Source organism: Streptomyces sp. 147326 (assembly GCF_045000215.1).
In the GTDB taxonomy this organism is placed as follows: domain Bacteria; phylum Actinomycetota; class Actinomycetes; order Streptomycetales; family Streptomycetaceae; genus Streptomyces.
Map to the genome: position 1 here is coordinate 6104884 of NZ_CP134201.1, position 12391 is coordinate 6117274.

General features: G+C 73.5%; 11 protein-coding genes, 1 other RNA gene and 2 pseudogenes. 9 read left to right on the forward strand and 5 right to left on the reverse strand.

What is annotated here, in order from left to right; genetic code table 11:
* Positions 1-165: 165 nt before the first annotated feature.
* Genes RIU97_RS27995 through RIU97_RS28005 form a run of 3 tightly spaced genes read left to right on the forward strand, consistent with a single transcriptional unit; the run spans position 166 to position 3112 of the window.
* Positions 166-1020: a MaoC/PaaZ C-terminal domain-containing protein gene (locus RIU97_RS27995; protein WP_404960355.1), complete on the forward strand. Its 855-nt coding sequence runs from the start codon at positions 166-168 to the stop codon at positions 1018-1020.
* A gap of 37 nt (positions 1021-1057) precedes the next feature.
* On the forward strand, positions 1058-2134 hold the full coding sequence (locus RIU97_RS28000) for a Zn-dependent alcohol dehydrogenase (RefSeq protein WP_404960356.1): 1077 nt from the start codon (positions 1058-1060) through the stop codon (positions 2132-2134).
* Between the two features lie 36 nt (positions 2135-2170).
* Positions 2171-3112 (forward strand): 3-oxoacyl-ACP reductase, encoded by a 942-nt coding sequence (locus tag RIU97_RS28005; protein WP_404960357.1) that lies wholly within the window; start codon positions 2171-2173, stop codon positions 3110-3112.
* 36 nt (positions 3113-3148) lie between these two features.
* Here RIU97_RS28005 and RIU97_RS28010 read toward each other — a convergent pair whose 3' ends face one another.
* The 3 genes and pseudogenes from RIU97_RS28010 to RIU97_RS28020 form a co-directional block, all read right to left on the reverse strand.
* The gene (locus RIU97_RS28010) at positions 3149-4210 is read right to left on the reverse strand and encodes a hypothetical protein (RefSeq protein WP_404960358.1); all 1062 of its coding nucleotides are present in this window, start codon (positions 4208-4210) and stop codon (positions 3149-3151) included.
* Positions 4211-4261: 51 nt separating this feature from the next.
* Positions 4262-4405 (reverse strand): hypothetical protein, encoded by a 144-nt coding sequence (locus RIU97_RS28015; protein ID WP_404960359.1) that lies wholly within the window; start codon positions 4403-4405, stop codon positions 4262-4264.
* Positions 4406-4577: 172 nt separating this feature from the next.
* Positions 4578-4877 (reverse strand): annotated as a pseudogene (locus RIU97_RS28020) (RRXRR domain-containing protein); the annotation flags it as partial.
* Between the two features lie 384 nt (positions 4878-5261).
* Here RIU97_RS28020 and RIU97_RS28025 point away from each other — a divergent pair.
* From RIU97_RS28025 to RIU97_RS28040, 4 genes and pseudogenes are all read left to right on the forward strand, one after another.
* A pseudogene (locus RIU97_RS28025) lies at positions 5262-5399 on the forward strand (iron-siderophore ABC transporter substrate-binding protein); the annotation flags it as partial.
* 79 nt (positions 5400-5478) lie between these two features.
* Positions 5479-6336, forward strand: coding sequence for a Nif3-like dinuclear metal center hexameric protein (locus RIU97_RS28030; RefSeq protein ID WP_404960360.1), 858 nt, complete (start codon positions 5479-5481; stop codon positions 6334-6336).
* Complete coding sequence (locus RIU97_RS28035) at positions 6333-7076, forward strand: zinc ribbon domain-containing protein (protein WP_404962964.1); 744 nt, start codon at positions 6333-6335, stop codon at positions 7074-7076. Before RIU97_RS28030 ends, RIU97_RS28035 begins: the two co-directional genes overlap by 4 nt.
* Entirely contained in the window at positions 7076-8470 is a 1395-nt protein-coding gene (locus tag RIU97_RS28040; RefSeq protein WP_404960361.1) for a bifunctional RNase H/acid phosphatase, read from the forward strand. The genes RIU97_RS28035 and RIU97_RS28040 overlap by 1 nt, the downstream gene beginning before the upstream one ends.
* A 378-nt stretch (positions 8471-8848) precedes the next feature.
* Here the strand turns inward: RIU97_RS28040 and rnpB are convergent.
* An RNA gene (gene rnpB / locus RIU97_RS28045) (RNase P RNA component class A) lies at positions 8849-9250 on the reverse strand.
* A 76-nt stretch (positions 9251-9326) separates the two neighbouring features.
* On the opposite strand from rnpB, the gene RIU97_RS28050 reads away from it, so the two are divergent.
* Positions 9327-10061 (forward strand): MerR family transcriptional regulator, encoded by a 735-nt coding sequence (locus RIU97_RS28050; RefSeq protein ID WP_404960362.1) that lies wholly within the window; start codon positions 9327-9329, stop codon positions 10059-10061.
* Positions 10058-10885 carry a hypothetical protein gene (locus tag RIU97_RS28055; RefSeq protein ID WP_404960363.1) on the forward strand — a complete coding sequence of 276 codons (828 nt, stop codon included), beginning with the start codon at positions 10058-10060 and terminating at the stop codon, positions 10883-10885. The genes RIU97_RS28050 and RIU97_RS28055 overlap by 4 nt, the downstream gene beginning before the upstream one ends.
* Positions 10886-10891: 6 nt before the next feature.
* Here RIU97_RS28055 and RIU97_RS28060 read toward each other — a convergent pair whose 3' ends face one another.
* Entirely contained in the window at positions 10892-12334 is a 1443-nt protein-coding gene (locus tag RIU97_RS28060) for an RNB domain-containing ribonuclease (RefSeq protein ID WP_404960364.1), read from the reverse strand.
* Positions 12335-12391: the final 57 nt, after the last annotated feature.

Sequence of the window (12391 nt, forward strand, 5' to 3'; positions counted from 1 at the left end):
CTTCCCAACTGCGGGGGCGTGCGTTATACATTCCCTCACCGGCCGGTCCTAGAACGCGTTCTAGAACCGGCCCCCGTATACGACCTCGGTGCGGCCGACGGTGCGGACGGCCGCACCGAGGTCTTCCAGGGCAGCGACACTCCAACGACAGGGAGCCGCATCCTCATGCCGATCGATGCCGCCAGGGCCCTCGCCGCCGACCCCCGCCAGGGGAACATCGGCTGGGACCACAAGGACATCCAGCTCTACCACCTCGGCCTCGGCGCGGGCCTGCCGGCCACCGACCCGGACGAGCTGCGCTACACCCTCGAATCCAAGCTCCACGTCCTCCCCAGCTTCGCGACCGTCGCCGGCGCCGGCATGGCCATGATGGGCGGCCTGGCCGCACCCGGGATCGACGTCAACCTCGCCAACGTCCTGCACGGCGGCCAGTCCATCGAGCTGCACCGGCCCATCCCCGTCAAGGGCAGCGCCACCTCCTCCGCCAAGGTCGCCGCCCTCTACGACAAGGGCAAGGCGGCCGTGATCGTGCTGCGCACCGAGGTCGCGGACGCCGACGGGCCGCTGTGGACCAGCGACGCGCAGATCTTCGTACGGGGAGAGGGCGGCTTCGGCGGCGAGCGCGGCCCCTCCGTCAAGGAGGAACTCCCCGAGCGCGCCCCCGACCGCACCGAGGAGCGCCGCATCCGCGACGAGCAGGCCCTGCTCTACCGCCTCTCCGGCGACTGGAACCCGCTGCACGCCGACCCCGAGTTCGCCAAGCTGGCCGGCTTCGACAAGCCCATCCTGCACGGCCTGTGCTCGTACGGGATGACCCTCAAGGCCGTCGTCGACACGGCCCTCGGCGGGGACGTCTCCCGGGTCCGCGCCTACCGCACGCGCTTCGCCGGGATCGTCTTCCCGGGCGAGACGCTCCGCATCCGGATGTGGCAGGAGCCCGGCCGCGTCCTGGTGTCGGTGACCGCCGTCGAACGGGACGACGCGCCGGTCCTCGCCGACACCGTCGTCGAACACTCGTAGCACCGCACCGCACCGCACCCACCCAAGGAGCCGCACCGTGCGCGCAGCACTGCAGAGCGAGATCGGCCAGGACAAGCTCGAAGTCGTCGACGACATGGAAGCCGTGGGCTTCGGCCCCGGCAAGGTCAGGATCCGCATCAAGGCCACCGGCCTGTGCCACTCCGACCTCTCCGCGATGAGCGGCGTACTGCCCCAGCCCGCCCCCTTCATCCCCGGCCACGAGGGCTCCGGCGTGATCACGGACGTCGGCGACGGGGTCACCAGCCACAAGATCGGCGACCGGGTCCTCGTCTGCTGGCTGCCGCCGTGCGGGCACTGTCCCGCCTGCAAGCGCGGCCAGGGGCACCTGTGCCTGGAGGCCTTCGGGAACGTCGCCACCCCCAACTTCAAGCGGGCGGCCAGCGACATCTTCGGCTTCGCCGGCACCGGCACCTTCTCCGAGGAGATGGTCGTACCGGCCGCCTGCGCCGTCCCGATCCCCGACGACCTGCCCTTCGACATCGCGGCGCTGATCGGCTGCGGCGTCACCACCGGGCTCGGCGCGGCCATCAACACCGCCGAGGTGGTGGCCGGCTCCTCGGTCGCCGTCATCGGCTGCGGAGGCGTCGGCATATCCGTCATCCAGGGCGCCAAGGTCCAGGGCGCCGCGCAGATCGTCGCCGTGGACCCGGTCGCGTCGCGGCGGGAGGCGGCGCTGCGGTTCGGCGCCACCGAGGCGGTCTCCCCCGAGGAGTTCGCCGACGCCAAGAACCGGATCACGGCCGGCGAGGGCTTCGACTACGTCTTCGAGGTCGTCGGCAAGTCCGCGACCGCGCAGAAGGCGTACGAGATGACGCGGCGCGGCGGCTCCGTCGTCATCGTCGGCGCGGGCGCCCTCGACGACAACTTCCAGATCAACATGTTCTCGCTGTTCTTCGACGAGAAGAAGATCCTTCCGTCGATGTACGGCGGCGGCGACGTGCTCCGCTCCTACGAGCGCACCATCGCGCTGTGGCGGGCCGGCCGCATCGACCTGGAGAACCTGATCACCCACCGGGTCAGCCTCGCCGAGATCAACGAGGCCCTCGACCAGATGCGCACGGGCGTCGCCCTGCGCACCTGCATCGAACTCTGACCACCCGTTCTGCCGATTCCGAGGGGAAGCGTACGGATGTCACTGCCACTTGAGGGACTCTCCGCCATCGTCACGGGCGCGGGCCGCGGGCTCGGCCGGGCCGAGGCGATCGAGCTCGCACGGCTCGGCGCGAGCGTGGTCGTCAACGACTTCGGCCAGCCCGGCCGCGACGGCTCGGGGGAGGCCTCGGCCGCCCCGGCGGAGGAGGTCGCCGCGGAGATCCGCGCCGCGGGCGGCCGGGCGGTGGCGCACCTGGGCGACGTGGCCGACTTCGAGCAGGCGCGCGAGCTGGTCGAGCTGGCCGTGAGCAGCTTCGGGAAGCTCGACATCCTGGTCAACAACGCGGGCATCCTGCGCGACCGGATGGTCTTCTCGATGTCGGAGGAGGAGTGGGACTCGGTGATCCGGGTCCATCTCAAGGGGCACTTCAACACCACCCACTTCGCCTCCGTGCACTGGCGCGAGCGGTCGAAGGCGGCGGGCGGCCCGGTCTACGGCCGGATCGTCAACACCTCCTCCGAGGCCTTCCTCGGCGGCTCGGCCGGCCAGCCGAACTACGCGGCGGCCAAGGGCGGCATCGTGGGCCTGACCACCTCGACCGCCCTGGCCCTCGCCAAGTACGGGGTGACGGCCAACGCCATCTGCCCGCGCGCCCGCACCCGGATGACCGAGGACGTCTTCGCCGGCTTCGAGATCCCGGAGGACGGCAAGCTGGACGCCCTGGCCCCCGAGCACGTCTCCCCGCTCGTCGGCTACCTGGCCTCACCCGCCTCGGCCAAGGCCAACGGCCAGCTGTTCGTCGTACACGGAGGCATCGTCGTCGTCATGGAACGCCCGAAGGTGGCCGCCAAGTTCGACACGGGCAAGGAGGCCTTCTCCTACGAGGAGCTCGACGAGGTCCTGACCCCGCACTACGACTCCCGCCCGGCGAACGAGACCTTCGCCGCGACGGAGGTCCTGGGTCTCAAGCACGCCTGACGGGAACGCCGCGGGCCGCCGCCGCGCCGGCCCGCCCTACCGCCCCGACAGCGGAGCCTGCTGGAGGGGGACCGGGCGGGGCGGAGCCGGCGGCGGGTCCAGGCGGACCGGTGGGGGAGGGGAGACCGGCAGGGTCAGACCGACGATCCCGCAGGGCACTTCCGGGGTCGCGTACGGGAGGTGCAGACAGCCCTGCGGGCTCCACAGGCCCGTACCGCCGAGCCAGCCGGCGGGGGCGGGCAGCCGGAACACGTGCCGGTCAGCCGGGCGCCACAGGCCGATGTCACCCTCGGGCAGCCGCAGCGCCACCCCGCAGGTCTCCGGCATCAGCGCCTGCCCGGGCTGCGCGGCGAAGGGGAGCGCGTCCCCGAGCCGCAGGCACTCCGGGAAACGGACCGGGCGGGAACTGCCCAGCACCCCCCAGCCCAGGCGCGGTTCGCCCGGGGCGTCGGAGCGGATCAGCAGCAGCCCGCTGTCCGGGTCCGCCAGCAGCAGCCGGTCGTCACTGTCCTCGGCGATCTGCAGCAGCGGGGACACCTCGCCGCGCCCCAGGTCCACGGCGACGGCCTTGGTCGTGCCCTCCAGCTCCCGGTCCAGGGCCAGCAGCCGGCCCGCCCGGTCCAGCCACACGCCGCCGGAACACCGCCCCGGGATCCGGGCGACCGGCTGCGGCCCGAAGGAGCACCCGGCCACCTGCCAGACCGTGGTCACCCCGTCCGCCGCGGCCAGCGCGAAGGCGCAGGATCCGTCCGGGGACGGCGGGAGCAGGGACACCCGTACGCCCTCCTCCGCGTTCACCGCGCCCAGCTGCAGCTCCCCGGTGCGCGGCCCGGCCGCCGCGCCCGTCGGATACAGCAGCGCGAAGGCGTGCCGCTCCGCGACCCGCCGGTGGATCAGCACCCGCCCGTCGGCCAGCGGCAGCACCTCGCTGTCGGCCTCCTCGGGCTGCGCGAGCGGCAGCGGAACCGCGTACGGCTCGGGCCCGGCCAGGGTCCAGCGCTCCACGAAGCGCGCCTCCCCCTCCCCGGCGAGCCGGGCGGCGTACGACCCGTCCGCGGCGATGGTGAACGCCGCAACAGCCACAGCACAGGCAGTCATTCTTCATGTCCTTCGTGGAGAGCGCGGAGATCTCTTCGACGGGGGTGCCCGTCATGCAGAGGGCGTGGGCCCTTCGGGTCGGTGGGCGTAGGCGTAGCCGTCGGCCCGCCGGCTGTACGGGCCGCGTCCTGTCGCGGTGACCACGAGGACGCGCGCCGGGGTGCGGTCGATGGCCAGGAGTCCGCCGACGCACAAGGCGTCGAGGGTGTGGCACCGGAGGAAGTCTTCGACAGGCTGGGTGGACTTGCTCTCGTTGCAGGGGACGCAGGCGGTGCACAGGTTGGAGATGCGGCCGCTGCCCCCGCCGCGAGCGGGGGTGGACGTGGTCGATGTCGAGGGGGACCCCGGTGGTGCCGGGTGCCCAGCGGGCGAGCCGTGTGGTCCACGACGTGGTGGTGTCCACGCGGTGACGCAGCGAGGGGGCGAGCCGGTCCTCACCTCGGGTTCGATGGGAGAAGCGGGGCTCGCGATCGCCCAGGTTGCGGGCACGCCGGCCGCGGCGGTAAGCGGCACGCCGGGTGAGCGCGTCCCGTAGCCGGCTGCCGCGGTGGGCGAGTCGCACATGTTCCACGCCGGTTGCCGCAGAGCGGCGTCCGAGTCCCGTTTCGTCCCCGATCCGGGGGGTGTCTGCTGACTCGGATTCCAGAGCAGCCCGCTGCGGAAGCACGGGCTGGTGGGTCTTCTCGCCTACGTGGAACGTAGCCAACTTCCTTCACCTCGACATGTGTGCTGTCGGCTGATGCTGGTACCGGCGGCCCACGAGCGGAGCAGCAGATCGGCTCCATCCGTCGGCGGGGGATCCCGGTACCCGTGCGTCACCTCCGCGGTGAAGCTAGTTTTCGGGGTTCCTGCCGAACAACACCCCCAACCCGGCTTCACACAAACGGGTGTCCGGGCAGCGATTCGTTTGTGGTGGACGAGGCGATTGTGCTGTGCGATATCGGGGCGTTTAGGGTGGGGCGAAGTGAGGTATGCCTAACCGGATCCTCGGTTTGCCCTCGCCCCCGCCCCAGGAGTTCTGGGAAGGTCGTCGCGCAGGGCGGCAAGGAGTAAGACCCGCCTGTACGCCGGGGCCTCCTTCATCGGCACCATCCTCAAGGGCACCGGCCTGCCGCGCCCGCAGAACCAGCAGGCAGAGGACCTCGCCGTCGAAGTCGGCCCGGAGCGCATGGACGAGGCCGCCGCCGACAAGGCCCTCGACGACCTGCGCGGCTTCCTGGTCACGTAGTCCGGGCGGGTCGTGTGGACGGGGACGGTAGCCTTGGCCCGTGCCCCGTCTCTCTGAAGTCATCGCAGCGCTGGACGCTCTCTGGCCCCCCTCGCGGGCCGAGCAGTGGGATGCCGTCGGAACCGTCTGTGGCGACCCCGAAGCCGAGGTCGGCCGGGTCCTGTTCGCCGTGGACCCCGTCCAGGAGATCGCCGACGAGGCGGTGAAGCTGGGCGCCGACCTGATCGTCACCCACCATCCCCTCTATCTGCGGGGCACCACCACCGTCGAGGCCGGCACCTTCAAGGGCCGCGTCGTGCACACGCTGATCAAGAACGACATCGCGCTGCACGTCGCCCACACCAACGCCGACACCGCCGACCCCGGGGTCTCCGACGCCCTCGCCGGCGCCCTCGACCTGCGGATCACCGGCCCGCTGGTGCCCGACCCGACCGACCCCGAGGGCCGCCGCGGCCTCGGCCGGATCTGCGAACTGGACCACCCCGAGACCCTGCGCGAGTTCGCGGCCCGCGCCGCCGCCTGGCTGCCGCAGACCGCGCAGGGCATCCGCTTCGCGGGCGACCCGGACGCCCTCATCCGTACCGTCGCCGTCAGCGGAGGCTCCGGCGACAGCCTCTTCGAGCAGGTCAGGGCCGCGGGCGTGGACGCCTTCCTGACCGCCGACCTGCGCCACCACCCGGTGTCCGAGGCCCGCGAGCAGAGCCCGCTCGCCCTCGTCGACGCCGCCCACTGGGCCACGGAGTGGCCCTGGTGCGAGCAGGCCGCCGCGCAGCTCGACGCGATCTCCGAGCGCAAGGGCTGGGGTCTGCGCACCCATGTCTCGCGCACGGTCACCGACCCCTGGACGGCGCACGAGCCGTCCGTCACACACCCTTCTATCCCTGGAGCCCCCAACTGAACGCCGAGCCCGCCGACCAGATCCGACTTCTCGACGTCCAGGCGCTGGACGTCCGGCTGTCTCAGCTCGCCCACAAGCGCAAGTCGCTGCCCGAGCACGCCGAGCTCGACTCGCTCACCAAGGACCTGACGCAGCAGCGCGACCTGCTCGTCGCCGCCCAGACCCAGGCCAGCGACACCGCGCGCGAGCAGACCAAGGCCGAGCAGGACGTCGACCAGGTGCGCCAGCGCGCGGTCCGCGACCAGCAGCGGCTGGACTCCGGCGTGGGCATCTCGGCCCGGGACCTGGCGAACCTGCAGAGCGAGGTCGTGTCCCTCGCCAAGCGCCAGGGCGACCTGGAGGACGTGGTCCTGGAGGTCATGGAGCGCCTGGAGGCCGCGCAGGAGCGCGTCACCGGGCTCACCGAGCGCGTCTCCGCCCTGGAGGCCAAGGTGGCGGACGCCACCGCGCGCCGGGACGCGGCCACCACCGAGATCGACGCCGAGGCCGCGAAGGTGACCAAGGACCGCGAGGTCATCGTCACGTCCATGCCGGCCGACCTGATGGCCCTGTACGAGAAGATCCGCGTCAAGCAGGGCGGGGTCGGCGCCGCGCGTCTCTACCAGCGCCGCTGCGAGGGCTGCCGGCTCGAGCTGGACATGGCCGAGGTGAACGAGATCAAGGCCGCCGCCCGCGACCAGGTCGTACGTCACGAGAACTGCGGCCGCATCCTGGTCCGTACGGCGGACTCGGGCATCTGATGCAGAGGCTCGCCGGGTTCGTCGTGGAGGCGGACGGCGGGTCCCGGGGCAACCCGGGGCCCGCCGGCTACGGCGCGGTCGTCCTCGACCCGGCGACGGGCGAGACGCTGGCCGAGCGCGCGGAGTACATCGGCGTCGCGACGAACAACGTGGCGGAGTACAAGGGCCTGATCGCCGGGCTCAAGGCCGCCCGCGAGCTCGCGTCGGACGCGCAGGTCCTGGTCCGGATGGACTCCAAGCTCGTCGTCGAGCAGATGTCGGGCCGCTGGAAGATCAAGCACCCGGACATGAAGCCCCTGGCGGCGGAGGCGGCGAAGATCCTGCCCCGCGCGCAGGTCACGTACGAGTGGATCCCGCGCGAGAAGAACAAGCACGCGGACCGGCTCGCCAACGAGGCGATGGACGCGGGCAAGCGCGGCAAGCAGTGGGAGCCGTCCGACTCCACGGCCGCCCTCGACGCCTCGGCGGCCCGGACCCTGGCGGCCCCGTCGGGCCCTCCGGGGGATGCGGCCAAGGGAGCGGCGGCGGTCCGCGCGGCCCTGGCAGCCGCCTCCGGCGCGAGTGCCGGGGCCGGTGCGGCCGAGGCCGCGGACCCGCGCGCGGGCGGCGCCGGAGCGGGCGGCGCCGACGCCCTGTTCGGGGAAGCCGTGGCGCTCGCGCCCGGCCGGGCCCCCGCGGCCGACGCGGGTCCGGCCCGCGCCCCTGCCCACGGCGCCGGGAACGCCACGGCCGCCACGCCCACCGGAGGCCAGGGCTGGGGCCCCGACATGGGGGCCCCTGCGACCTTCGTCCTGCTGCGGCACGGCGAGACCGCCCTCACCCCGCAGAAGCGCTTCTCCGGCAGCGGGGGCAGCGACCCCGAACTGTCCCCGGCCGGCCGCCGCCAGGCCACCGCCGTGGCCGAGGCACTGGCCGCCCGCGGCACCGTCCAGACGGTCATCAGCTCCCCGCTGCGCCGCTGCCGCGAGACGGCCCGGACGGTCGCCGACCGCCTCGGCCTCACGGTCACGGTCGAGGAGGGGCTGCGCGAGGTGGACTTCGGCGCCTGGGAGGGCCTGACCTTCGCCGAGGTGCAGGAGCGTTTCCCGGACGATCTGCAGGCCTGGCTGGACTCCCCGAGGGCGGCCCCCACCGGCGGCGGCGAGAGCTTCACCGCCGCCACCCGCCGGATCTCGGCCACCCGCGACCGGCTGCTGGCCGCGCACGCGGGCCGGACGGTCCTGCTGGTCACCCACGTGACCCCGGTCAAGATCCTGGTCCGGCTCGCCCTGGGCGCCCCGCCCGAAGCGCTGTTCCGCATGGAACTCTCGGCGGCCTCCCTCTCGGCCGTCGCCTACTACGCGGACGGCAACGCCTCGGTCCGCCTCCTGAACGACACCGCGCACCTGCGGTAGGCCTCGCCGGCCGGGCTGCGGCGGCCACGGGGTCGGGGTGGCGGGCTTCGCGGGTCGGGTGCTACCGGCCTTGCCGGCCGGGCGGCGGGCTTCGCCGGTTCGGGTGGGGCCGGGCGCGCGCCGGGGCGTCTCCTCGGGCGCCGAACGTGGCGGGGGGTCGGAGGGCCGAGGGGATTGCGTTCGGCGCCCTGCGGGGAGCGCCCCGGCACACACCCGGCCCCTGCGGAACCGTCCGTACGAGGCTCGGCCCTGCCGGAACCGCCCGCGCCTGCCGACCGGCTCCGGCGGGGATCCGGCCCGCCTCCGCACGCGCGGCGCAGCCAGAGCAGTGAAACAGGACCGCCCCGGACCGGTGAAAGTGGTTCGGGGCGGAAGTGGCAGACGAGCCGGCCTGTACGCCGGGTTCTGTCGCCCGGTGACCTCGCGGTCGCCGGGGAGACGGCCATCCATCTAGGACCGGTGTTGCCACCGGCCTCGTGCGGTCTACCCGCGAACTCGGGCGGGCAGCCCTCGATCGTTCGCGCAGACCCGTCCGGGGACGGATCCTCTTGACCTTGCTCCGGGTGGGGTTTACCTAGCCGCCTGAGTCACCTCAGGCGCTGGTGGTCTCTTACACCACCGTTTCACCCTTACCGAGGACCGAAGTCCCCGGCGGTCTGTTTTCTGTGGCACTGTCCCGCGGGTCACCCCGGGTGGGCGTTACCCACCACCCTGCCCTGTGGAGCCCGGACGTTCCTCGGCGGGATCCGAGGATCCCGACGCGGCCGCCCGGCCGACTCGTCTGCCGTGGTGGACATGCTACCTGCAACGTGTCAGCGCTTGACCTTGACGCAACGGCAGGGTTTCTACTGGGCTCATGCGGATCGGAGAGATCGCCGCGGTCGTCGGGGTCACCACCCGGGCGATCCGGCACTACCACCATGTCGGGCTGCTCCCGGAGCCGGAGCGGCGCCCCAACGGATACCGGGCCTACAGCGTCCGCGACGCGGTCCTGCTCGCCCGCGTACGCCGCCTCACCGAGCTCGGGCTCAGCCTCGACGAGGTGCGCGACGTCCTCGCGGACGACGCCGGGCGCGAACTGGCCGACGTACTCGGAGAGCTCGACGCCGACCTGGCCCGGCAGGAGGCCGAGATCGTGGAGCGCCGCCGGCGGCTCGCGGTGCTGCTCGCCGCCGGGCCGGGGGAGGGCGAGCCCCTCTCGCCCGCGCTCGCCGAACTGCTGGCGAAGGCGCCGCCGACGGCCTCGCCGTCCGCCGCGATGGACCGCGAGCACCTGACGCTGATCGACGCGTCGGGCACGGGCGGCCGGGAGCTCTACGACGCGCTCGGCCCGCTGGCCGCCGATCCCGCGGTGCTCGTGCTGTACGAGCGGCTGGACGCGCTCGCCGACGCGGACGTGGACGATCCGCGGATCCTGCCCCTGGCGGCGGAGCTCGTGGCGGCCGTCCCGGACGAGGTGTTCGCCACGATCCCCTCCGACGGGGTGGTCGTGCCCGGGTTCAAGGAGGCGCTGCTCGCCGAGTACGCGCCCGCGCAGGCCGAGGTCGTACGCCTGGTCATGGAGGCGTTCATGGAGAGGGGGAGGGGATGAGGGTGATACGTGCGGCGCGGGTCGGCGTGACCGCCGTCGTCCCGGCGGAGCTGGGGCTCGTGGTGTGCCTGGTGGCCGGGGTCCGGCCGCCGGGGTGGGCGCTGGCCGCCACCGAGGTCCTCGTCCTCGGGGTGGTCCTGCTGGAGGTCTGGGTGCTGCGCGGGCTGTACTCCGCCGCACGTGCCCGCGGCGCCGGCCGCGGGGAGGCCGGCCGGGAGGCCGTGCGCGCCGTGGTCCCGGTCCAGGTCCGGCGGCTGCTGCGGCACGAGCTGCACGCCCTCGCCGCCCTCGGGAGGTGGATCGTGCGCAGGCGGCACGGGGTGCGCCCCGGTGATCTCGCCGCCGCGTACACCGGACCGCAGACGGCCATGATGTACGGGATGCTCTTCGTGTCGGTGGTCGAGACGGTGGCCCTGGCCCTCCTCATTCCCTGGCCGGCGGTCCACCGGGTGGTGCTCGTGCTCGACGTGTACGGGATCCTGATCGTGCTCGCCCTGCACGCCGCCTGCGTCACCCGGCCGCACGTGGTCCGCCCGGACGGGTCCCTGCTGATCCGCTACGGCGCCCTCTTCGACCTCGCCGTACCGCCGGACGCGGTGGCCTCGGTACGGGTGGAGCGCCGTTACCCCGAGGGCCGGCTGGTCACGCTGTCCGAGGACGGGGTGCTCGATCTGATCGTCGGCAGCCAGACCACGGTGACCCTGGAGCTGAACCGGCCCCTCCCCTTCACCCGCCCGCTCGGCGCCACGGCCGAGGCGCGGACCGTCCGCTTCCACGCCGACGATCCGCGCGCACTGGTCGCCGCCCTGCGCCAGCCCGCGTAGGAGCGGTCAGGCCGGGGCGAAGAGGATCTTCGCCGAGCCGGGGTCGGCCTCAGCCAGCCGGACCCGGATGCGGTCGCCCAGCGGGAGCGGCCGCGTGGTGGACTTCACGCGTCCGACGACCGCCGGGTCCTCCAGGTGGACGGTGCCGACCAGCGGCTCCCGGTCGTCGACGTCGATGACCGTGGCCTCGAAGGTCTCGCCGACGCGGTCCTTGAGCACGGCCGCCTCGACGAGGTCCACGGACTCCCGCTCGACCGTGTTCGCCAGCCGGGTGCCCTCCGCCATCTCCCGGGGGAGCGTGTCCAGGGCCGCCACAGCCCACGGCGGGGGTTCGGCCCCGGCCACCGCCGCCACGCACAGCTCGCCGGTGTACCGGTCCACGAGGCGGCGCAGCGGCGCGGTGCAGTGGGTGTACGGGACCGCCACCGCGGCGTGGATCGCCGGGTCGGGGCGGTCGCCGCCGGTGAAGACGGTGTAGCCCGCGCCGCGCAGCAGGGCCGTGCACTCCTGGAGGAAGGCCGCGTGGGCGGGGCGGTGCGGGTCGAGGGAGCGGACGAGTTCGGCGTACGGGACGTGGTGCGGCCAGTCGATCCGCAGGGCCTTCGCCGCCCGCCGGAGCTTGCCGACCGCGCCGTCGGGGGCGTTGGGCAGGGTCCGCAGGATGCCCGTGCCGGTGGCCAGCATCAGTTCGGCCGCGGCCATGCCGGTCATCAGGGAGATCTGCGCGTTCCAGCCGTCCGCGGGGAGCGGGGCGCGGTAGGCCAGGGAGTACGTGCCGTCGTGCTCGACGACCTCCTGCTCGGGCACGTTGAGCGAGATGCCGCCGCGCTCCTGCTCCAGGGCCTCGCGGAGCCGGCCGATGTCCGCCAGGAGGGCGAGGGGCTCCTCCGCCGCGCCGGTGTCGATGGCCTTCTGGACGCGGTCGTAGTCGAGCTTGGCCCGGCTGCGGACGAGGGCGCGCCGGACGTCGACGGTCTCCACACGACCGTCGGAGTCCAGGTCGAAGCGCCACAGCAGCGCGGGGCGGGTCCGGTCGGGCAGCAGGCTGGCGGCGTCCTCCGAAAACACGGCCGGGTGCAGCGGGACCCTCCCGTCGGGGAAGTAGAGGGTGGTGACGCGGCGGTGGGCCTCCGCGTCGAGCGGGCCGCCGGGGGTGACGAAGGCGGCGACGTCGGCGATGGCGTAGTGGACGCGGTAGCCGCCGGAGGAGCGCTTCGCCAGGTGCATGGCCTGGTCGAGGTCGACGGAGGACGGCGGGTCGATGGTGAAGAGGGGGATGTCGGTGCTGTCCAGGTCCGGGAGGCGGGGGTGCGCGGCCGCGTGCTCGGCCTCGGCGAGGACCGCCGCCGGGAACTCCGAGGGCACTCCCAGCTCCGTCCGCAGTTCACGCAGCGCGGCCCGCAGAGCAGCCCCGTCTGCGCCGGTCATGTGCATCTGACGGCGTGGCATGGATTGAGCCTATGGTCGGGCGGCCCGGACGGCACGGCGAGACGTCTACCCTGGCCG

What these genes read in the sequence shown, in the direction of transcription:
- RIU97_RS27995 (WP_404960355.1), top strand. Translation starts at nt 166, where the DNA reads ATGCCGATCGATGCCGCCAGGGCCCTCGCCGCCGACCCCCGCCAGGGG.
- RIU97_RS28005 (WP_404960357.1), top strand. Translation starts at nt 2,171, where the DNA reads ATGTCACTGCCACTTGAGGGACTCTCCGCCATCGTCACGGGCGCGGGC.
- RIU97_RS28010 (WP_404960358.1), bottom strand. Translation starts at nt 4,210, where the DNA reads ATGACTGCCTGTGCTGTGGCTGTTGCGGCGTTCACCATCGCCGCGGAC.
- RIU97_RS28040 (WP_404960361.1), top strand. Translation starts at nt 7,076, where the DNA reads ATGCAGAGGCTCGCCGGGTTCGTCGTGGAGGCGGACGGCGGGTCCCGG.
- RIU97_RS28050 (WP_404960362.1), top strand. Translation starts at nt 9,327, where the DNA reads ATGCGGATCGGAGAGATCGCCGCGGTCGTCGGGGTCACCACCCGGGCG.
- RIU97_RS28055 (WP_404960363.1), top strand. Translation starts at nt 10,058, where the DNA reads ATGAGGGTGATACGTGCGGCGCGGGTCGGCGTGACCGCCGTCGTCCCG.
- RIU97_RS28060 (WP_404960364.1), bottom strand. Translation starts at nt 12,334, where the DNA reads ATGCCACGCCGTCAGATGCACATGACCGGCGCAGACGGGGCTGCTCTG.